Source organism: Stenotrophomonas sp. YJH_SMC_19 (genome assembly GCF_059367915.1).
This window is the reverse complement of sequence record NZ_JCAFRI010000009.1, coordinates 87217-108162: the sequence shown is the minus strand read 5'-3', so window position 1 is coordinate 108162 and position 20946 is coordinate 87217. Positions and strand designations below refer to the sequence as shown.

At 67.9% G+C, this 20946-nt stretch carries 20 protein-coding genes; 9 read left to right on the top strand and 11 right to left on the bottom strand.

Annotation, left to right across the window (positions count from 1 at the left end):
* Window positions 1-27: 27 nt before the first annotated feature.
* The 3 genes from AC5P5R_RS11685 to AC5P5R_RS11675 are packed head-to-tail and all read right to left on the bottom strand — an operon-like array spanning window position 28 to window position 2398.
* Complete coding sequence (locus tag AC5P5R_RS11685) at window positions 28-282, bottom strand: DUF6587 family protein (RefSeq protein WP_005409475.1); 255 nt, start codon at window positions 280-282, stop codon at window positions 28-30.
* Window positions 282-2147, bottom strand: a complete 1866-nt coding sequence (feoB, locus tag AC5P5R_RS11680; protein ID WP_005409474.1) for a ferrous iron transport protein B — start codon at window positions 2145-2147, stop codon at window positions 282-284. The genes AC5P5R_RS11685 and feoB overlap by 1 nt, the downstream gene beginning before the upstream one ends.
* Complete coding sequence (locus AC5P5R_RS11675) at window positions 2144-2398, bottom strand: FeoA family protein (RefSeq protein ID WP_005409473.1); 255 nt, start codon at window positions 2396-2398, stop codon at window positions 2144-2146. Before AC5P5R_RS11675 ends, feoB begins: the two co-directional genes overlap by 4 nt.
* Before the next feature lie 119 nt (window positions 2399-2517).
* Here AC5P5R_RS11675 and AC5P5R_RS11670 point away from each other — a divergent pair, with 119 nt between their 5' ends.
* From AC5P5R_RS11670 to yeiP, 5 genes are all read left to right on the top strand, one after another.
* Window positions 2518-3306 (top strand): enoyl-CoA hydratase/isomerase family protein, encoded by a 789-nt coding sequence (locus tag AC5P5R_RS11670; protein ID WP_005409472.1) that lies wholly within the window; start codon window positions 2518-2520, stop codon window positions 3304-3306.
* Window positions 3307-3308: 2 nt separating this feature from the next.
* Window positions 3309-3710, top strand: coding sequence for a VOC family protein (locus AC5P5R_RS11665; RefSeq protein ID WP_005409471.1), 402 nt, complete (start codon window positions 3309-3311; stop codon window positions 3708-3710).
* Window positions 3707-4603: a hydroxymethylglutaryl-CoA lyase gene (locus AC5P5R_RS11660; protein WP_099484312.1), complete on the top strand. Its 897-nt coding sequence runs from the start codon at window positions 3707-3709 to the stop codon at window positions 4601-4603. The genes AC5P5R_RS11665 and AC5P5R_RS11660 overlap by 4 nt, the downstream gene beginning before the upstream one ends.
* A gap of 100 nt (window positions 4604-4703) precedes the next feature.
* Complete coding sequence (locus tag AC5P5R_RS11655; RefSeq protein ID WP_005409469.1) at window positions 4704-5474, top strand: SDR family oxidoreductase; 771 nt, start codon at window positions 4704-4706, stop codon at window positions 5472-5474.
* Between the two features lie 50 nt (window positions 5475-5524).
* The gene (gene yeiP / locus AC5P5R_RS11650) at window positions 5525-6091 is read left to right on the top strand and encodes an elongation factor P-like protein YeiP (RefSeq protein ID WP_005409468.1); all 567 of its coding nucleotides are present in this window, start codon (window positions 5525-5527) and stop codon (window positions 6089-6091) included.
* 154 nt (window positions 6092-6245) lie between these two features.
* Here the strand turns inward: yeiP and AC5P5R_RS11645 are convergent, their stop codons facing one another.
* The 4 genes from AC5P5R_RS11645 to AC5P5R_RS11630 all read right to left on the bottom strand — a co-directional run bounded on the left by AC5P5R_RS11645 (window position 6246) and on the right by AC5P5R_RS11630 (window position 11726).
* Window positions 6246-6938, bottom strand: a complete 693-nt coding sequence (locus AC5P5R_RS11645; protein ID WP_024958335.1) for a COG3650 family protein — start codon at window positions 6936-6938, stop codon at window positions 6246-6248.
* A gap of 83 nt (window positions 6939-7021) precedes the next feature.
* Complete coding sequence (locus AC5P5R_RS11640; RefSeq protein ID WP_005413199.1) at window positions 7022-7414, bottom strand: nuclear transport factor 2 family protein; 393 nt, start codon at window positions 7412-7414, stop codon at window positions 7022-7024.
* Window positions 7395-10544, bottom strand: a complete 3150-nt coding sequence (locus AC5P5R_RS11635) for a multidrug efflux RND transporter permease subunit (RefSeq protein WP_012480062.1) — start codon at window positions 10542-10544, stop codon at window positions 7395-7397. Before AC5P5R_RS11635 ends, AC5P5R_RS11640 begins: the two co-directional genes overlap by 20 nt.
* Before the next feature lie 36 nt (window positions 10545-10580).
* A complete protein-coding gene (locus tag AC5P5R_RS11630) occupies window positions 10581-11726 on the bottom strand; it encodes an efflux RND transporter periplasmic adaptor subunit (RefSeq protein ID WP_099523812.1) in 1146 nt (381 codons plus the stop codon).
* Window positions 11727-11855: 129 nt separating this feature from the next.
* On the opposite strand from AC5P5R_RS11630, the gene AC5P5R_RS11625 reads away from it, so the two are divergent.
* Entirely contained in the window at window positions 11856-12572 is a 717-nt protein-coding gene (locus AC5P5R_RS11625; protein ID WP_005413196.1) for a response regulator, read from the top strand.
* Window positions 12572-13648: an ATP-binding protein gene (locus tag AC5P5R_RS11620; RefSeq protein ID WP_005409462.1), complete on the top strand. Its 1077-nt coding sequence runs from the start codon at window positions 12572-12574 to the stop codon at window positions 13646-13648. Before AC5P5R_RS11625 ends, AC5P5R_RS11620 begins: the two co-directional genes overlap by 1 nt.
* Here AC5P5R_RS11620 and AC5P5R_RS11615 read toward each other — a convergent pair.
* The 3 genes from AC5P5R_RS11615 to AC5P5R_RS11605 all read right to left on the bottom strand — a co-directional run bounded on the left by AC5P5R_RS11615 (window position 13626) and on the right by AC5P5R_RS11605 (window position 17207).
* Complete coding sequence (locus tag AC5P5R_RS11615; protein ID WP_062605893.1) at window positions 13626-15422, bottom strand: Lnb N-terminal periplasmic domain-containing protein; 1797 nt, start codon at window positions 15420-15422, stop codon at window positions 13626-13628. The genes AC5P5R_RS11620 and AC5P5R_RS11615 overlap by 23 nt on opposite strands.
* A gap of 34 nt (window positions 15423-15456) precedes the next feature.
* A complete protein-coding gene (locus AC5P5R_RS11610; protein WP_005409460.1) occupies window positions 15457-15756 on the bottom strand; it encodes a DUF2388 domain-containing protein in 300 nt (99 codons plus the stop codon).
* Between the two features lie 62 nt (window positions 15757-15818).
* Window positions 15819-17207 carry an FAD-binding oxidoreductase gene (locus tag AC5P5R_RS11605; RefSeq protein WP_024958330.1) on the bottom strand — a complete coding sequence of 463 codons (1389 nt, stop codon included), beginning with the start codon at window positions 17205-17207 and terminating at the stop codon, window positions 15819-15821.
* 169 nt (window positions 17208-17376) lie between these two features.
* On the opposite strand from AC5P5R_RS11605, the gene serA reads away from it, so the two are divergent.
* Window positions 17377-18618 carry a phosphoglycerate dehydrogenase gene (gene serA / locus AC5P5R_RS11600; RefSeq protein WP_033833465.1) on the top strand — a complete coding sequence of 414 codons (1242 nt, stop codon included), beginning with the start codon at window positions 17377-17379 and terminating at the stop codon, window positions 18616-18618.
* 79 nt (window positions 18619-18697) lie between these two features.
* Here serA and AC5P5R_RS11595 read toward each other — a convergent pair whose 3' ends face one another.
* Window positions 18698-19312 (bottom strand): NUDIX hydrolase, encoded by a 615-nt coding sequence (locus tag AC5P5R_RS11595; RefSeq protein WP_012480055.1) that lies wholly within the window; start codon window positions 19310-19312, stop codon window positions 18698-18700.
* A gap of 133 nt (window positions 19313-19445) precedes the next feature.
* Between AC5P5R_RS11595 and AC5P5R_RS11590 the strand changes: the two genes are divergently transcribed.
* On the top strand, window positions 19446-20921 hold the full coding sequence (locus AC5P5R_RS11590) for an amino acid permease (RefSeq protein ID WP_005409456.1): 1476 nt from the start codon (window positions 19446-19448) through the stop codon (window positions 20919-20921).
* Window positions 20922-20946 lie beyond the last annotated feature (25 nt).

The window sequence follows — 20946 nt, the reverse complement described above, 5'->3', positions numbered from 1 at the left end:
GCACCCACCAGCGCAGGAGAAGCAGCGTCAGTGCCGCTTCGGCGGAGTCGGCCCGCAGCTGTCGCAACCGCCACAGGCGCCACCACTCCCGCTCGCCGGCGGCGCGACCTTCCGCCCCAGCGCCTGCAGCCAGGCAGCACGGCCCGGCTTCAGCAGGGCCAGCGCCAACGCACCGCGCAGCTTGCGCACGGTACCGGGGAACTGCTTCTTCAGCACCACCCAGGCACTGACCAGCACGGCCACCGCGATGATCAGGTACTGGATCAGCAGGCCGGCATCCATCAGCCGCCTCCCAGCGCCCTGGTCACCTGGTAGGTGATCAGGGCGGCCACGTAGGCCGCCGCGAACAGGTAGAACGCAGCGAAGCCCATCTGCTTCCACGAGTTGGTCTCGCGCTTGATGGTGGCCAGCGTCGAGATGCACATCGGGGCGTAGATGTACCAGACCAGCAGCGACAGTGCGGTGGCCAGCGACCAGCCATCGCTGATCAGCGGGGTCAGTGCTTGGCTGGCGGCATCGTCATCGGCTGCCGACAGCGCATACACGGTGGCCAGTGAAGACACCGCCACTTCACGCGCGGCCAGGCCCGGGATCAGCGCGATGCAGATCTGCCAGTTGAAGCCCAGCGGCGCGAAGAATGCCGCCATCGCATGGCCGATCTGGCCGGCGTAGCTGTAATCGATCGCGGGCATGGTGGCCCCCGCCGGCGCTGCCGGGAACGACAACAGCACCCAGAGCAGGATGGTCAGCGCCAGGATGATGCCGCCAACGCGCTTGAGGAAGATCATGCCGCGCTCGTACAGGCCGACCGCCAGGTCACGCACGTGCGGCAGGCGGTACGACGGCAATTCCAGCATCAGCGGATGCTCGCTCTTGTCGCGGCGCCACTTCTTCATGATCCACGACATCGCCAGCGCGCTGAGGATGCCGGCCGCGTACAGGCCGAACAGCACCAGGCCCTGCTGGTTGAACACGCCCCATACCGTCTTCTGCGGAATGAACGCACCGATCAGCAGCGCGTACACCGGCAGGCGTGCGGAACAGGTCATCAGCGGCGCCACCAGGATCGTGGCCAGGCGGTCACGCGGGTCCTGGATGCTGCGCGTGGACATGATGCCCGGCACTGCGCAGGCGAAGCTGGACAGCAGCGGGATGAACGAGCGACCGGACAGGCCGGCAGCGGCCATCATGCGGTCGAGCAGGAACGCCGCACGCGGCAGGTAGCCGGATTCCTCCAGCACCAGGATGAAGAAGAACAGGATCAGGATCTGCGGCAGGAACACCACCACGCCACCGACACCGGCGATGATGCCGTCGGTCAGCAGGCTGGCCAGCGGGCCTTCCGGCAGCACGCTGCCGACGAAGGCGCCGAGCCAGGCGAAACCGGCCTCGATGGCGTCCATCAGCGGCGTCGCCCAGGCGTACACGGCCTGGAAGATCAGGAACATCACCACCGCCAGGCTGACCAGGCCGAACACCGGGTGCAGCAGCCAGCGGTCCAGCGCGTCGTCGATCTTCGCGGTCCGCGCCGGCATGCGCACGGCCACCGACAGGATCTCGCGCACCTTGGCGTGGTAATCGATGCCACCTTCCGGGCCCGGCACCGGTGCATCCAGGTGCGGGACCATCGCATCCAGGCGTTCGACCAGGGCCCTGGCGCCCTGCTTGCGCACCGCCACGGTCTCCACTACCGGCACGCCCAGCTCGCGCTCCAGCGCGGCCACGTCCACCTGGATGCCACGGCGCTGGGCCGCATCAACCATGTTCAGCGCCACCACCATCGGCTTGCCCAGCTCGCGCAGTTCCAGCGCGAAGCGCAGGTGCAGGCGCAGGTTGGTGGCGTCGATCACGCACAGCAGCACATCCGGCGCGGCTTCGCCCGGGTAGAAGCCCCGGCACAGGTCACGGGTGATCGCCTCGTCCAGGCTGGCCGGATGCAGGCTGTAGGCGCCCGGAAGGTCGAGTACCGCGAACTCGCGGCCGGACGGCGCACGCAGACGGCCTTCCTTGCGCTCGACGGTGACGCCGGTGTAGTTGGCAACCTTCTGCCGGCTGCCGGTCAGCTGGTTGAACAGTGCGGTCTTGCCGCTGTTGGGGTTACCGACCAGCGCAACGCGCAGGGGGGCGGTAGTGGCAGTAGCAGTCATGCGCGTCGTTCCTGGCTGGCGGCGTCGACCACGACCCGCTTGGCTTCACTGATCCGCAGCGCGAAACGGGTGAACCCGACCTGCACCAGCAGCGGCTCTCCCCCAACCGGACCCTTGGCCACCAGGCGCACTTCCTCGCCCTTCACGAAACCCAGCTCGCGCAGGCGACGGGCGATGGCATCGTTGGCATGCAGGTCCTGCACGGACTCGACCACGGCCGAGGTGTGCAGCGGCAGTTCGGACAGCGTCATCTAGCGTGTTCTCTGCTGGATGTAAATGGTTCTCGATTCTAACATTCCCGCGTCGCGTCATGGCCCATGACCAATGGCCCGCTATGATCCATACAGGTATGGAGTGACCCTGGAATCCCATGAACGATGCTTTGCAGATCGAGCGCAGCGGCGCCGTCCTCACCCTCTGGCTGAACCGGCCGGAGCTGCACAACGCCTTTGACGCCGGGCTGATCGCCCGGCTGACCGCCGCACTGGAGGCCGCCGGCCACGATGCTTCGGTGCGCGCGGTGGTGCTGGCCGGCCACGGCGCCTCCTTCTCGGCCGGTGCCGACATGCAGTGGATGCGCGGCATGGCGGCAGCCAGCGAAGCCGATAACCGCGAGGACTCGCTGGCCCTGGCCCGGCTGATGCGCACCCTGGACGAGCTTCCCAAGCCGACCCTGGCCCGGGTCCACGGCGCGGCCTTCGGTGGCGGCGTCGGCCTGGTCGCCTGCTGCGACATCGCCATCGCCAGCACCTCGGCCCGTTTCGGCCTGACCGAAAGCCGCCTGGGCCTGCTGCCGGCGGTGATCTCGCCCTATGTGATCGAAGCCATCGGCCCGCGCCAGGCCCGTCGCTGGTTCGCCACCGGCGAGCATTTCGACGCCGACACCGCGCTGCGCATCGGCCTGGTCCACCAGCTGGTCGAGCCCGAACGCCTGGACGAGGCCGTGCAACGCCAGCTGGCCCTGCTCGACAAGGCCGGCCCGATCGCCTCGTCCACCGCCAAGCAACTGGTCCGCCAGGTCCGCGACAGCCATGACCGCGACACCCTGGATCGCGATAATGCCGCCCTGATCGCGCGCCTGCGGGTGTCGGCAGAGGGCCAGGAAGGCCTGGGCGCCTTCCTCGACAAGCGCGCCCCCCATTGGGTCACGGAAGCCTGAACATGCTCGATCATCTTGGTTTGACCAGCGCCGACCTGGCGCGCAGCAAGGCCTTCTTCCTGCAGGCACTGGCGCCACTGCAGATCGGCGTGGTGATGGAAGTGACCGCCGAACAGACCGGCGCGCACGACCACATCGGCTTCGGCAGCGACGGCAAGCCGTTCTTCTGGCTTGGCAATGGCGGCACCGCCAGCCATGGCGTGCATGTGGCCTTCGCCTGCGCCAGCCGCGACCAGGTGGACGCCTTCCATGCCGCCGCCCTCGCCGCCGGTGGCCGCGACAACGGCGCCCCGGGCCTGCGCCCGTGGTATCACCCGGACTACTACGGCGCCTTCGTGCTGGACCCGGATGGCAACAACATCGAGGCGGTCTGCCACCGCCCTGCCAATGGGGCAACCGCATGAGCGACTACGTCCGCATCGTCGAGGTCGGGCCGCGTGACGGCCTGCAGAACGAAAAGCAGTCGGTCTCCACCGGCGACAAGATCGAACTGATCAACCGCCTGTCGGCCACCGGCCTGCGCAGCATCGAGGCGACCAGCTTCGTCAGCCCGAAGTGGATCCCGCAGCTGGCCGATGCCGCCGAGGTCTACGCCGGCATCCAGCGCCGGCCCGGCATCCACTACCCGGTACTGGTGCCGAACGAACAAGGCTACGACCGCGCCCGTGCGGTGGGCGTGGAGGAAGTGGCGGTGTTCACCGCCGCCTCCGAGGCGTTCAACCGCACCAATACCAATGCCGGCATCGACGAGTCGCTGGCCCGCTTTGAACCGATCCTGCGCCGTGCTTCCGCCGATGGCGTGCGCGTGCGCGGCTACGTCTCCACCGTGCTCGGCTGCCCCTACCAGGGCGAAGTGCCGCTGGCTGATGTGGTGCGCGTTGCACGCGCCCTGCACCAGATGGGCTGTTACGAAATCTCGCTGGGCGACACCATCGGCGTCGGCACCCCACGCAAGGCACGGGCGATGCTGAAGGCGGTCGCTGCCGAGATTCCGATGGAAGCACTGGCCGTGCACTTCCACGACACCTACGGCCAGGCCATCGCCAACATCGCCACCTGCCTGGAAGCAGGCGTGCGCGTGGTCGACAGTGCGGTGTCGGGTGCCGGCGGCTGCCCGTATGCCAAGGGCGCCAGCGGCAACGTCGCCAGCGAAGACGTGGTCTACCTGCTGCAGGGCCTCGGCCTGGACAGCGGCGTGGACCTGCCGGCACTGGCCGAGACCGGCCGCTGGCTGGCCGGCCTGCTCGGCCGCGCCACCGCCAGCCGCACCGGGCAAGCGCTGGCCGCCGCCGGTTGACCGCCGCACTGCGCCGCCCCGCAAAGGCGGCGCAGTGCACAACAGCGGCGGTCGCGGCTTCCGTTAGAATCGGCGGTTCTCGAACCTGCAGGACCGTTCAATGCAGCTGTCTTCCGTACGTGCCGTGATCACTGGCGGCGTCTCCGGCCTCGGCCTGGCCGTGGCCCAGCACCTCGTCGCCCAGGGCGGCAAGGTGGCCCTGTTCGACCTCAACGACGACAAGGGCGCTGCCGCCATTGCTGGGCTGGGTGCCGACAAGGCCCGCTATTTCAACGTCAACGTCAGCGATGAGGCGGCGGTGACCGCGGCCATCGACCAGGCCCACGATTTCCTCGGCGGCCTGAACGTGGCGATGAACTGCGCCGGCATCCTGGGCGCCGGCCGCGTGCTGGGCAAGGAAGGCCCGATGCCGCTGGCCGGCTTCCAGGGCACGGTGATGGTGAACCTGGTCGGCAGCTTCAACGTGGCCAAGGCCGCTGCCAACCGCATGCAGCACAACGAGGCCGGCACCGACGGCGAGCGCGGCGTGATCATCAACACCGCCAGCATCGCCGCCTATGAAGGCCAGATCGGCCAGGCCGCGTATGCCGCCAGCAAGGGCGGCGTGGTCTCGATGACGCTGCCGATGGCGCGCGAACTGTCGCGCTTCGGCATCCGCGTCAACACCATCGCCCCGGGCGTGTTCTGGACACCGATGGTCGACGGCATGCCTGAGGCCGTGCAGCAGTCGCTGGCCGCCTCGATTCCGTTCCCGTCGCGCCTGGGCAAGCCGGAAGACTTCGCCAGCCTGGTCGGCTTCATCCTCGGCAACACCTACCTCAACGGCGAGACCATCCGCCTGGACGGCGCTACCCGCCTCGCTCCGAAGTGATTCCCCCCCGGGCGCCGGGACGGCGCCCTCCCCCAACGACCTAGATCACCATGAAAGCCAACGACATCAAGAAGGGCAACGTCGTCGAGTACAACAACGGCGTGTACCAGATCCGCGACATCGAGCGCAGCTCGCCGCAGGGTCGCGGCGGCAACGTCCGCTTCCGCTTCATCATGTACAGCGTGCCGGGCGGCAACAAGCTCGACGCCAGCTTCGATGCCGACGACAACCTGGTCGAGGTCGAACTGCTGCGCCGCCAGTCCACCTATTCGTACAAGGACGGCGACGCCTTCGTCTTCCTCGATGACGAGGACTACACCCCCTACACCCTGGATGCGGACGTGATCGGCGACGACGCCGGCTACATCACCGACGGCCTGACCGGCATCTACGTGCAGGTCATCGACGAGCAGCCGGTGGCGATCCAGCTGCCGGCCTCGGTGGTGCTGGAAGTGATCGAGACGCCGCCGGAACTGAAGGGTGGCACCGCCACCAAGCGCCCGAAGCCGGCCAAGCTCAACACCGGCATCGAGATCATGGTGCCGGAGTACATCGTCAACGGCGAACGCGTGCTGGTGAACACCGCCACCGGCGAATTCGCGGGCCGTGCCGACTAAGCGCCTCGCGCTGATCGGCTGCCTGTCCCTGCCTGCGGCGTGTTCGCCGCAGGCAGGCCATCGGATGTTGCAGTCGTGTAGCAACGAGCCCACGCACGGCTGCTGTGCGTTGGACAGGGACTGCAGCCGAGCGTGGCTCGGCTCTACAGGTAGCTTACGGCTGCTTCGCGCCGAAATTGCCGCAGCCGTGGTACTGGCGGGTGCCGATGGTCAGGTTCACCTTGGCCTCGAACGCCTCGCCACTCATGTCGTCCTGGCAGATCGTGCGCTGGAAGCTGAGCTTGACGTCGGTGCCATCAGACGCCTTGCCACTCCAGCCGTCAGCACCTGCGGTGGGCTTGGCGACATCGAAACGACGCTCACCGTAATCTACTTCCACCTGCAGGCCCGGCGTGTCGCCGTCGACAACCGCCAGCCAGCCCGGCTCATTGCCGGTGGCACGGAACGCGGCATTGCCGGCGCTGCCATCGCCTTCAGTGGCTTCGACTGCATGGCACTCGCGATCGGCTTCGCCCTTCAGGCTCAACAGGCCGTCATCGCTGCCCTTGGTCCAGAAGCTGTTGCCCTTGCCATCGCCGTACTTGGCACCCGACGCCGCACGCTCGGAGCTCATGGCGAAGGTGCGTTCGCCGATCACCACCGTGGCCGCATCCTCGCCATTGAAGGTCGCGCGCACGCTCAGATCACCACACTGGTAGGTGGTCTCGCTGCCACCTTCGGTGCTGGCGCTCGGCTGCGGCGCGGCAGGCGCGGCATCATTGCCGCTCGCAGCGGGCGGCTGGGCCGGCTGGCACGCGGCCAGCACCAACCCGAGGGAGGCTGCCAACAGACTGGGAACTACACGCATGGCTCGACTCCTTGTCGACACTACAGAGAGGCTCGACCCTACCACCTGTCGGTGAGCGGGGCCTGAAAGCGGCCTGACCGCACTCATGCGGCCAGTACCGCCATCGACAACAGCTGCGCGCCGCTTTCGCCGGAACTGCAGGTCCACACCCGCAGCAGGCGCAGTTTCAGCTCGCGCTCCTGGCCCTGCCCGCGCACCGACAAGCGCACGTCGCTGGACAACAATGCCAGGCGTCCGCACAGCAGCGTTTCCACCGCGTACGACTGCAGGCTGCGCACGTGCAGGTTTCCGGCCAGCCAGTCGCCCAGCCACGGCAGGTCGAGCAAGCGTCCGCCCTGCCCGTCCATCATGAACAATGCCGGCGATACCAGCGCGGTCAGCGCATCGTGGTCGTCATCCAGCAATGCCTGCCGCAGGCGCTGTTCCAGCGCTGCCAACTGCCGCTCATGCAGGTCTTCAACGATGTCCCGTTCCATCCACGGATCCTTCCGGCATCGGCCGGCGCCTGCGCAGGCGTTGCGCGATCCACTGCCGCGCGCCCTGCACCACTACATAGAAGACCGGCACGAAGAACACCGCCAGCACCGTCGCACTGACCATGCCGCCGAACACACCGGTTCCAATCGCCTGCTGGGTTTCCTTCGACGCGCCCTGCGCCAGCATCAGCGGCACCACGCCCAGCGCGAATGCCAACGAGGTCATCACGATCGGCCGCAGGCGCAGCCGCGCCGCCTCCAGCGCCGCTTCAACCAGGCCGCGACCCTGCTGCTGCAGCTGGCGCGCGAACTCGACGATGAGGATCGCGTTCTTCGCCGACAGCCCGATCACGGTGATCATGCCGACCTTGAAGAACACGTCGTTGGGCATGCCCCGCAACAGCACCGCAGCAACCGCACCGAGCAGGCCCAGCGGCACCACCAGCATCACCGCCAGCGGGATCGACCAGCTCTCGTACAGCGCCGCCAGCACCAGGAACACCACCAGCATCGACAACAGCAGCAACCACGGCGCCTGCGCACCGGACTCCCGCTCCTGCAGCGACTGGCTGGTCCACTGCAGGGCAAAACCGGACGGCAGCTTCTCCGCCAACCGCTCCATCTCCGCCATGGCCTGGCCGGTCGACACGCCGGAGGCCGGTGCGCCGGACAGGTTCAGCGCCGGGAAGCCGAGATAGCGCTGCAGCTGCAGCGGCGCCTCGGTCCAGTGCGGCGTCACCAGTTCCGACAACGCCACCATGCCGCCTTCGCTGTTGCGCACGTACAGCTTCAGCACATCCTCCAGCTCCATCCGGTGGGGTGCATCGGCCTGCAGGATCACCTGCTGCAGCCGCCCCTTGTTGGGGAAGTCGTTGACGTACTGCGAGCCCATCGCCGCCGACAGCGTGCTGCTGATCTGCTCGAACCCCACGCCCATCGCCTCGGCCTTGGCGCGGTCGATGTCCAGCCGCACGCTGGTACCTGCTGGCAGGCCATCGGCATGCACCTCCGACAGCAGCGGGCTGGCCTCGGCCAGCTTCAGCAGCTGCTGCAGGGCGGCACGCAGCTCTGCCTGGCTCTGCCCGGTACGCGCCTGCAGGGCGAGCGAGAAGCCGGACGAACGGCCCAGGCTGTCGATCGCCGGCGGCATCACGCTCATCACCTCGCCCTCGGCAATCGTCGCCATCGCCTTCTGCGCGGCCTCCACTTCGCCGGCCGCGGTAGCCCCTGCACGCTCGCCCCAATCCTTCAGCATCGTGTAGGTCAGCGCCGCGCTCGGGCCGGAACCGGAGAAGCTGTAGCCGAGGATCGACTGGTTGGAGCCGATGCCCGGGCGTGACGCCACATGCCGTTCGTAGGCTTCGACCACGGCCAGCGTGCGTTCGGCGGTGGCTTCGGCCGGCAGCTGGATCGAGGTCATGAAGTAGCCCTGGTCCTCTTCCGGCAGGAAGGCGCCCGGCAGCCAGTGCAGGCCCAGCAGCAGCGCCGCCACCAGCGCGGCGAACACGCCCATCACCCGCCCGCTCCGCTGCAGCACCGACGCCACACCACGCTGGTAACGCCCGGTCATCCGCTCGAAGCCGCGGTTGAATGCGCCGAACAGCCCACCACGACCATGATGGCCATGGGTGTTCGGACGCAGCAGCGTCGCGCACAGCGCCGGCGTCAGGCTCAATGCCAGCAGCGCCGAGAACAGGATCGACACCGCCATCGCCACGGTGAACTGTCGGTAGATCGCACCCACCGAGCCGCTGGCCAGCGCCATCGGGATGAACACCGCGGTCAGCACCAGGGTGATGCCGATCACCGCACCGGTCAGTTCGCGCATCGCCTTGATGGTGGCCTCGCGCGGCGGCAGGCCTTCCTCGGCCATGATCCGTTCCACGCCCTCGACCACCACGATGGCGTCGTCGACGATGATGCCGATTGCCAGCACCATGCCGAACATGGTCAGCACGTTGATCGAGAAGCCCAGCGCCAGCATCACCGCGAAGGTGCCCAGCAGCGCGATCGGTGCGACCAGTGCCGGAATCAGCGTGTAGCGCCAGTTCTGCAGAAACAGGTACATCACTGCGAACACCAGCAGCATCGCCTCCAGCAGCGTCTGCACCACCTTCTGGATCGAGATCTTGACGAACGGTGCGGTGTCGAACGGAATGCTCGATTCCACGCCGCGCGGCAGCAGCGGCGCCAGCTCGGCCATGCGCTCGCGCACCGCCGACGCGGTGCGAACCGCGTTCGCGCCAGGACGCAGCTGCACGCCGGCGGCGGTGGCCGGATGGCCATCCTCGCGGGTGCCCCAGGCATAGCTCTGCGCGCCCAGCTCGACGCGGGCGACATCGCCCAGCACCACCCGCGAGCCGTCGGCCCCGGCGCGCAGCACGATGGCAGCGAACTGCTCCGGCGTGGACAGCTGGCCATCGGCACTCAGCGGCACGGTGATGCGCTGGCCCGGAACACCCGGAGAATCGCCGATGCGCCCCGGCGAGATCTCCAGGTTCTGCTGCTCGATGGCAGCGGCCACGTCACCCATGGTCAGCCCATAGCCGGTCAGCCGGGTCGGGTCCAGCCACACGCGCATCGCCTGCTCGGCACCGAACAGCTGCACGCGGCCGACGCCATCGATGCGGCGCAGCTCCTCGATGATGTTGCGCGCCATGAAGTCGCCCAGTGCGGCCTCGCTGACGCTGGCATCCGGCGAACGCAGGCCGACCAGCATCAGGAAGCCGGAATCGGCGGCCTCCACGAACAGGCCGTTCTGGCGCACGCTGCGCGGCAGGCGCGGCTCGATCGCCTTGATCCGGTTCTGCACGTCCACCTGCGCCAGCTCCGGGTTGGTGCCCGGCTTGAAGGTGGCGGTGATCGAGGCTTCGCCGGACGTGTCCACCGACGACTCGAAGTACAGCAGGTGCTTGACGCTGGACAGCTCGCGCTCGATCAGGCCGACCACCGCGTCATTCAGCGTCTGCGGGCTCGCACCCGGGTAACTGGCATAGATGCTGACGCTGGGCGGGGCAACCGCCGGATAGCGCTCCACCGCCAGCCGCGGGATCGCCAGCACACCGGCCAGGATGATGAAGATCGCCAGCACCCAGGCGAACACCGGGCGATCGATGAAGAAACGTGCCATGTTGGATTTTCCTGGAGGGACCGGCCCGGTAGAGGCTCAGCCCTTGCTGCCGGCCTGCACCGCGCCGGCGCTGGCGACCGGCATCTGCCAATCGCGCGCATCGACCACCACGCCTTCCTGCAGGCGTTCCTGGCCTTCGACCACCACCTTTTCGCCCGCCTTCAGGCCGGTGCGCACCAGCCATTGGCGATCGACACTACCGTCCACTTCCAGCGTGCGGATCACCGCCTTGCCATCGCCACCGATCACCCAGGCATAGGCCTGGCCACCGGCACTGCGCAGCACGGCCTGCTGCGGCACGGTCAGTGCGCTGGCCGGCGCACCCCGCGGCACCTTCGCGCGCACGTACATGCCGGGCAGCAGCTGGCGCTGCGGGTTGTCGACCAGGATGCGCAGGATCACATCACCGGTGCGCGCATCGACATTGATACCGGAGAACAGCATCTGGCCACGTTCGGGCAGCGGCTTGCCGGCCGCACCGATGATCGTCACCGGCAGCTCGCCGCCACCGGCACTGCGTTGCAGCGACTCGAGCTGCGCCGCTGGCTGGCGCACATCGACGTAGACCTGGTCGATCTGCTGCACCACCGCCATCGGCTCGGCATCGGCCACGCCGACCAGTGCACCTTCGGTCACCAGCGCCTGGTCGATGCGACCGGCAATCGGTGCACTGACCGTGGCATAGCGCAGGTCGAGCTGGCGGCGGGCCAGGATCGCGCGCGCCTCGTTCACCGCGGCACGGGCCTGTTCGTACTCGGCACTGGCATCGTCGCGGTGCTGCTGGCTGACCGCCTGCGCGGCCGCCAGCGCATGCAGGCGCTGCGACTGCACGCGGCTGCGGCCCAAGGCGGCCTCACTGCGCTGCAGCGCGGCCAGTGCCGAGTCGACATCGGCACGGAACGCCGCCGGATCGATCTGGAACAGGGCCTGGCCGGCGCGCACTTCCGCACCCTGCTCAAACAGCCGGCGCTGCACGATGCCGCCCACCTGGGCACGGATCTGTGCGGTGCGTACGGCGGCCACGCGGCCGGGCAGTTCGTCATCGCGCTGTACGACCTGCGGGCCGACCGTGACCACGCTGACGCGCGGTGTCGCTTCGGGCGTGGCTTCGGGGGCGGAGCAGGCCGTCATGGCCAGGGCGAGGGCCGCGATCAACGCGACCGGAGTCCTGAAGGTTCTCATTGCTGTGCACAATGCCGCGCGGGCGGCTGATAGGTTCTGAAGCGTGCAGTCTGCGGGGCGATGATGGGGTTTCGATGGAGGAACTGTGGAGATACGATGGAGGCAAGCACCTTAAGGCCCCGCCCCTGCATGCATGCCTCCCCTGCCCTCGCCGCCCTCGTCCTGATCGTCGAGGATGAGGCCGAGATCGCCGATATTCTTACCGCCTACCTGGAACGCGAAGGACTACGCACCCTGCGTGCCGCCGATGGCCACAGTGCACTGGACCTGCACCGCAGCGCCCGCCCCGACCTGGTCCTGCTCGACGTACAACTGCCGCGGCTGGATGGCTGGAGCGTACTGACCCAGCTGCGCCAGCGCGGCGAAACGCCGGTGATCATGCTGACCGCGCTGGACCAGGACCTGGACAAGCTGACTGCGCTGCGCATGGGCGCCGACGACTACGTGGTCAAGCCGTTCAATCCAGCCGAAGTGGCAGCGCGCGTGCGCGCCGTGCTGCGGCGTACGCTGCGTGGCTCGCGCGTGGACGCACCGACCGCACTGCGCGCGGGCCCGTTGCTGATCGACTCGGCCACCCATGCCGTGCATGTGGAAGGCGACGGCTACAGCCACGAAGTGCTGCTCACCCTCACCGAGTTCAAGCTGCTGCACTGCATGGCGCTGGCGCCGACCCGCATCTTCAGCCGCAGCGAACTGATGCACGAATGCCTGCCGGAAAGCGAGGCGCTGGAGCGCACGGTCGACAGCCATGTCAGCAAGCTGCGCCGCAAGCTGGATGAAGTGGGCATGGTCAATGTTCCGGCCAGCGTGCGCGGTGTCGGCTACCGGTTGATGGCCGACCGCTGATGGCCCGCCTGCGCCGCTCCGGGCTCAGTCGCCACATCATCGTCTCGATGTCGCTGATGGTGATCGGCGTCATCGTGATGATGATCCTGTCATCGTGGCTGCTGTACGCGGTGCTGGTCGAGTTCTTCCCCGGCAGTGCCGAAGAGCCGGAAAGCTGGCTGCCGACCGGGCCGGAGCTGGCATGGATGGTCGGGGTGATCCTGACCGGCCTGGCACTGGCCATCGCCGCCTCGTTCCGCCTTGCCCACCGCATCCTGTCGCCGTTGAATTCGCTGGTCGACAGCGTGCGCGCGCTTGCCGGCGGCGACCTCGGTGCGCGCGCCAGCGCCCAGGAAAACTCGCCCGGCGAAGTGGCCACCCTGGTCGAGGATTTCAATGCGATGGCGCGCCGCCTGCAGCACATGGAGAGCGAGCGCGCGATGTGGCATGCGGCCATTGCCCATGAACTAAGGACTCCGGTGACGATCCTGCGTGGTCGCCTGCAGGGGCTGGCCGAGGGCGTGTTCCAGCCAGACGAATCCCAGTTCCGCAGCCTGCTGGCACAGGTCGAAGGCCTCTCACGCCTGATCGAGGATCTGCGCGTGTTGAGCCTGTCCGACAACGCGCGGTTGGACGTACGCCGCGCGCGCACCGACGTGGTGGCCGAAGTGCATTCGGTGATGACCCTGGTCGACCCGCAGTTCCGCGCCGCCGGCTTCGTGCTGGAGCTGGAAACCAGCCGCGAGGAACACAACGCGCACTGTGACCCGACACGCTTGCGCCAGGCCCTGCTGGCACTGCTGGAGAATGCGCGTCGCTACGCCAGCCCGGGCAAGGTGCGGATTGCCGTGCACGACACGCCCGGACACGTGCAGGTGGCGATCGAGGACGAAGGCCCGGGCATCGACCCGGAACTTCACACCGACATCTTCACTCCGTTCATGCGCGCCGACGGCTCGCGCTCGCGCCAGGGCGGCGGCAGCGGGCTGGGCCTGGCGGTGGTCAAGGCCATCGCCGATGCACATGGCGGGCGCGTCTACTGCACGCCCGGCAGCGCCGGCGGCAGCCGCTTCGTCATCGAGCTTCCGCGCCAGTAGCCGGCAGCCTGGCCTGTTCGCGCAGGTGCGCGCCGAGTGTGGTCAGATTGGCGTCGATCGCATCCATTTCGTCGCGCTGCGGCGCCGGCAGCGTCTGGCGCAGCTGTACGCGCAGCGCCTGCCACGCCGGCACCGCCTGCGCACTGGCGGTGGCCACGACCTCGGACAACAGCGCCTGCTCATCGGCAAGCGGCAACCCGTAGCCATCGTCGACCAGCAGCGTACCCGGGCGCAGCCATTGCCCACCCTGCTCCAGCAGCTGGCGCAGGCCGCGCGTCTCGGCACTGTCCGGTGCCGCCAGCAGGCGCCGTTTCAGCACATCGCGCGCGCGCAGTTCGGCGCGGCGTTGCGCAGCCTGTTCCAGCAGCAGCAGCCCGGCGCTGGCACGCAGGTCACCCTGCAGCAGCCAGGGCGCACGCTGCTGTGCGGGCAGCTTCAGCCAGGCGCGCACATCGCGCACCGGCAGATCCAGCTGCGAAGCCGCCACATCGAACAACTGCTGGTAATGGTCGCGTGCCGAGGCGAAGTAGTAGCCCTGCGCCTGCGCGGAATCCCGATCAGCCAGCACCTGCTCATCCAGTACCTGCAATCGCGCCAGCCGACGCTTCAACCCGCGCGGACTCAGCTGGGCCAGCCCGGCCTCCCCCAGGCGCGGCACGCCCGCCTGCAGCAGCTTTGCGGTTTCCACCGCGCAGTTGTTGCTGACGAAGTAATAGCGCCCGTCGTAGCTCCAGTGCACCTGTGCAGTGCGCTCGAGCAGGCCGGCGATCTCGCCGGGCGACAACTGCAACGGCAGCGACTGCAACCCACGCAGTTCCACCTTGGTGTACTCGTCCACCACCTGCTGCAGCGGCAGCACGAACAGCCGCGAGGGATAGCCGCCGGTCAGGCCACGCCAGTTGGAAATCTGCACATCACCCACGAATGCGCGGAACGACAGCACGCGGTGGTGCTCCAGGTCCAGGCGGCAGTCCGGCCCCGGCGCACGGCCCGGCCGGCAGATCACCAGCCGCAGCATGCTGTGCCCCCAGCGGCTCATCGGCTGCGCACTGCCTTCGGCGAACAGGTAGTCCACGGCGTAGACGCGCGAAGGATCGAGCTGCAGCAGCGATGCCGCACCCTCTTCCGATTCGGCCTGCAGCAATGGCAACGTGGCCGCGCAGTGCGACTGCGGCAGCGATGGCGGGGTTCCGAAATGGGCCTGGTACCACTGCGCCAGCGCCGGGCGCCGGCAGGCAAACTCGCTGTCGAGCACGAAATGCTCGGCGTTCACTGCCAGGTACTCGGCCGGATCCTTCAGTTCATAGGCATCCGGACTACGGTCACGGAAGTCGTTGCCACCACGGCCGAGATGCCAGGGCTTGCGCTGCCATCCGGCCAGGTCGCGCCAGCGCGCACTGCGCGACCAGTTCGCGCCGCTACGGTCTGCAACATGGGTCAGTTCATGCACCAGCGCGCTGCGTCGTGCACGGCGTGCGCCGGGCACGGCATCATCCAGCAGCTCGCGACGCAGGTCGATGCGGCCGGCGAAAGCGCGACCGTGCACATCGGCCGGCAGGTGGTCGCTCCAGCGCACCTGCACGTGTGCTGGCAGTGAGCGCAGCAGGCCATCTGGCAGCAGGGACTGCACGTCGGCCAGGGTCTGCATCGCCACCTGCTGCTGTGCAGGGCTCAGCCCTTCCGGATCCAGGCGCAGGTCGCTGCTGGCATGTGCGGCCGGAACGGCCAGCAGTAGAGCCAGGCCATGCCTGGCTGCGTTCCGTGCAGATGTCATGGCGTTGCCAGCCAGCGGCCGGCACTACCCGGGATCAACGCGCCAGCAGCGCGCGGGCCAGTTCCAGGTCGCTCTGCTGCTGTGCGGCAGCGCTCTGCTCACGCAGGTGGACCAGCGCGGCCTGCAGGCGGGCGCCACGGATCTGGCCGTCGCTGGCGATGAACGCGGCGGCATCGTCGCGTGCGGCCTGCACCACCTTGTCGTCGCCCGAGCTGCTGGCCGAAGAGCCCGACGATGCACCGGTGGCGGAACCGGCCGAGGTGCCGGCGAAGCTGGAAGCGAAGCCGGCCAGCGGCAGGGACAGCAGGGCGAGCAGCAGAAGCGGACGGGTCATCGGTTCGAAGCCGGTTGTGAGGATGCGTGGAGCGTAACGGGTGCGTGAAGGATTTGCCCGGCTCAAACGTCGAACAGCTTGCCGGGATTCAGCCGCGCTTGGGGATCGAACGCACGTTTGACCGCCTTCATCAGGGCGATCTCGGCCGGGCCGCGGGTGCTGTCCAGGTAGCCCTTCTTGACCAGGCCGATGCCGTGTTCAGCCGAGATGCTGCCATCGAACCGGGCCAGCACCTGCGCCAGCAGCTTGGTCACATGCTCGCACTGCGCCACGAAATCGGCGTCGCTGGTGTCATCGGGCTTGAGCACGTTGATGTGCAGGTTGCCGTCACCGATATGACCGAACCACACCACATCGAAGTGCGGGTAGGCCTGCCCGATCAATGCCTGGGTCTCGGCCAGGAACGCCGGCATCGCCGAGATCCGCACCGAGACGTCGTTCTTGTAGGGCTTGTAGCGCGCCAGCGATTCGGTGATGCCTTCGCGCAGGCGCCACAACTGGGCGGCCTGGGCATCGCTGGCACTGATCACGCCGTCGCTGACCCAGCCGTTGCCCATGCAGTCCTCGAAGGCCGCCATCGCCGCCGCTTCCTGCGCTTCGTCGTTGGCGGCGAACTCGGTGACCACGTAATACGGGTGCACCTCGTCGAACGGTGCCTGCGCACCATGCGCCAGCACGTGCTCCAGCGCGCGATCAGTGAAGAATTCGAAGGCCTGCAGCTGCAGCCGTGCGCGGAACGCGGCGAATACCTGCATCAGCACTTCGAAGCTGGGCAGCGCCAGCAGCATCACGTTGCTGGCCGGCGGCGGATCGGTCAGCTTCACCGTCGCTTCGACGATCACGCCCAGCGTGCCTTCCGAACCGATCAGCAGCTGGCGGAAGTCATAGCCGCTGGAGTTCTTGATCAGGCCCTTGTTGAGCTCCAGCAACTCGCCACTGGCGGTGACCACCTTCAGCCCGGCGATCCACTCGCGGGTGTTGCCGTAACGGATCACGCGGATGCCACCGGCATTGGTGGCGATGTTGCCGCCGATCGTGCAGGAACCACGCGCGGCGAAATCCACCGGGTAGATCAGGCCGTGGTCCAGCGCGGCGTTGTGCACGGCTTCCAGCGGCATGCCGGCCTGCACCACCAGGGTGCGATCGACCGCGTCGTAGGCCAGCGCCTTGTTCATCCGTTCCAGGCTGAGCACCAGCTCGCCGTTGGCAGCCACCGCGCCACCGGAAAGGCCGGTACGGCCGCCGGACGGCACCACGGCCACGCCCTCGCCCGCACTCCAGCGCATCACCGCCTGCACTTCCTCGACCGTGGCCGGCAGTGCGATCGCCAACGGCGCCGGCGTCCAGCGCCGGGTCCAGTCGCGCCCGTAATGCTCCAGGTCGGCCGGGTCGGTCTTCAGCTTCAGGCCGGGACAGGCCTGCTGCAGCGAGGCAATGCGGGAATCGGTCATGACGGTCCAGCGCGGGGCGTGAAGAACGGGCAAGCGTGCCAGCGGCACGCGCCAGCGTCCAGCCCTGCCGCGCTGCAGATAGCTACGGATGCAACCAATTGCGCACTGCACCATGGGCGCTTCGATCTGGCATAGTGGTCAGCCCCTGTCCCACTGGCCGTGTCGCCCCATGTCGCCGAAGAAGACCTCGTTCCCCAAGCAGGATATCCGCGTGCTGTTGCTGGAGGGGGTCAGCCAGACCGCCGTGGAGGTGTTCAGCGCCGCCGGCTACAGCCAGATCGAGGCGCACACCAAGGCGCTGCCCGAGGACGAACTGAAGGCGCGCATCGCCGAGGCGCACATCGTCGGCATCCGCTCGCGCACCCAGCTCAGCGCCGAGGTGCTGGCCGAGGCCAAGCGCCTGATCGCGGTGGGCTGCTTCTGCATCGGCACCAACCAGGTCGACCTGGACGCGGCCGAGCTGGCCGGCATCCCGGTGTTCAACGCGCCCTATTCGAACACCCGCAGCGTGGCCGAGCTGGTGATTGCCGAGGCGATCATGCTGACCCGTGGCATTCCGCAGAAGAATGCCGAGTGCCATCGCGGCGGCTGGTCGAAGTCGGCCAGCGGCAGCCATGAGGTGCGTGGCAAGACCCTGGGCATCATCGGCTATGGCCACATCGGCACCCAGGTCGGCGTGCTGGCCGAATCGCTGGGCATGCAGGTGATCTTCCACGACGTGGAAACCAAGCTGGCGCTGGGCAATGCGCGTGCTGCGGCCAGCCTGGACGACCTGCTGGCCCGCGCCGACATCGTCACCCTGCATGTGCCGGAGACCCCGGCCACGCAGTGGATGATCGGCAGCACCGAGCTGGCGAAGATGCGCAAGGGCGCGCACCTGATCAACGCCGCGCGCGGCACCGTGGTCGACATCGATGCGCTGGACGCGGCGCTGGCCAGCGGCCACGTCGGTGGCGCCGCGCTGGACGTGTTCCCGGTCGAGCCGAAGGGCAATGGCGATATCTTCGAATCGCCGCTGACCCGCCACGACAATGTGATCCTGACCCCGCACGTGGGCGGCAGCACGCTGGAGGCGCAGGACAACATCGGCGTGGAGGTGGCGGCCAAGCTGGTGCGCTACAGCGACAACGGCAGCACCCTGTCGGCGGTCAACTTCCCGGAAGTGACCCTGCCCGAACACGAAGACAGCCTGCGCCTGCTGCACATCCACCAGAACGTGCCGGGCGTGCTGTCCAAGGTCAACGAGATCTTCTCGCGCCACAACGTCAACATCGACGGCCAGTTCCTGCGCACCGACCCGAAGGTGGGCTACGTGGTGATCGACATCACCGCCAGCGAGGAACAGGCCGCCGCCGTGCGCGACGAGCTGGCCGCGATTCCGGGCACGCTGCGGACACGCATCCTGTATTGAAAAAAGGGGACGGAGGGGATTAAGTCGTTTGCGGCACATGCGCTATAAACGACTTAATCCCCTCCGTCCCCTTTTTACCTCAACGTGCCAGCCACCGGCGCGCCATGCGCTGCATGGACTCGTCCGATTCCGGATCGGACACGACTTCGGTCACCGGCCGCCATGCCAGGTCAAGTGACTCCTCGCTGAGCACGAAGGCTTCGCCACCCAGCGCGCGGATTACGAAACGCACGTCGTAGTGCCAGTGCCCCGGCACGTCCTTGCGCTCCGGGATCCAGTGCTTGTCCAGATCGAAGATCGCCGGGTCTTCCAGCACCAGGCCGCTCAGGCCCGACTCCTCTTCGGCCTCCTTCAGCGCCACCTGGGCCAGGTCACGGTCGCCGTCGGCGTGGCCGCCCAGCTGCAGCCAGCGTTGCAGCTTGCGGTGGTGGGTCAGCAGCAGGCGCTGGCCATCGGCACTGACCAGCCAGCAGCTGGCGGTGAAGTGGCCGGCCAGGCGCTCGCGGCGGAACGGATCTTCCGGATCGTCCAGCAATGTGCCGAATTCGGCAGCCAGTGCGTCGTGGGCAGGCTCACGGCGGGCATAGTCCCGCAGCAGGCCACGCAAGCGATCGTCAAGCACGGCAAGGGTTTCGGCGGTCTGGCGCATGAATGGGGGCGGTCTGGAAAAATACTGCTCATTATCGCCGTTCATTGTTGCGATTGCGCTTGTGCGTTGGCTTCAGCTTTGGCTAAGGTACAGCGGGCCGTTCGCGCGGCCTTCACCATTCCAGGGTTGCCGGCAACGTATCGGCGGCCCACCCCATCCGATCACTAGGAAGTACTGCATGCTGAAAGCTCTGTTGAGGGTCAAGCCGGTTGAACCGGCCGGGCACGTCGATGCCGGCGAACCCATCGAAGGCAGCCTGGACGGCGAAGCCACGCTGAAACGGACCCTCACGGCTAAACACCTCATCCTGCTTGGCGTGGGTGCGGTGATCGGCGCTGGTATCTTCGTGCTGACCGGCCAGGCCGCGGCCAACCATGCCGGCCCGGCGGTGATGCTTTCGTTCGTGCTGGCCGGTTTCGCCTGTGCCCTGGCGGGCCTGTGCTATGCCGAGTTCGCGGCGATGATGCCGGTCTCCGGCAGTGCCTATTCGTACTCCTACGCCACCCTGGGCGAAGGCATGGCCTGGTTCATCGGCTGGTGCCTGGTGCTGGAGTACCTGTTCGCCTCGGCCTCGGTCGCGGTGGGCTGGTCGGCGTACCTGATCAGCTTCATCACCACCACCCTGCACATGCCGTTCCCGGACCTGCTCAGCGCCGCGCCCATCGCCTGGACCGGCAGCGAGTTCGTCTCCTCCGGCAAGCTGTTCAACCTGCCGGCGGTGCTGATCGTGGCGGCGGTGTCCGGCCTGCTGTACGTGGGCGTGACCCAGTCGGCCTTCGTCAACGCCATCATCGTGGCAATCAAGGTCACCGTCATCTGCCTGTTCATCGGCATCGGCGCGGCCCATATCGACCCGGCCAACTGGCAGCCGTTCATCCCGGAAAACACCGGCGTGCCGGGTGAGTTCGGCTGGAGCGGCATCTTCCGCGCCGCCACCATCGTGTTCTTCGCCTACATCGGCTTCGACGCGGTCTCCACCGCCGCCGGTGAAACCAAGGACCCACAGCGCAACATGCCGATCGGCCTGCTCGGCTCGCTGGCGGTGTGCACGATCGTCTACATCATCGTCTGCGCGGTACTGACCGGCATGATGCCGTACCACCTGCTGGGCACCGACAAGCCGGTGGCCACCGCGCTGGAGCCCTACCCGACCCTGTCCTGGCTGAAGACGTTCGTGGAAATCGGCGCCATCGCCGGCCTGTCCTCGGTGGTGCTGGTGATGATGATGGGCCAGACCCGCATCGCCTACACCATCTCCCGCGACGGCCTGCTGCCGAAGTTCTTCGGCAAGGTCCACGCCCGCTTCCGCACCCCGTACGTCGCCACCATCGTGGTCGGCGTGATCGCTGCCGCGCTGGCCGGCCTGGTGCCGCTGAACGTGCTCGGCGAACTCGTCTCGATGGGCACCCTGCTGGCCTTCGCCACCGTCTGCGTCGGCGTGCTGGTGCTGCGCTATACCAAGCCGGACCTGCACCGCCCGTTCCGCGTGCCGATGGTGTGGATCATCTGCCCGCTCGGCGCGGCCACCTGCCTGTTCCTGTTCTGGCAGGCGTTCGTGGTGCATTGGCACCTGTTCGTTGGCTGGACCCTGCTCGGCCTGCTGATCTACCTGGGCTACGGCATCCGCAACAGCAAGCTGGCCAAGTCGCCCTGATCCGCCTACGGGCCGGCCTCGCGCC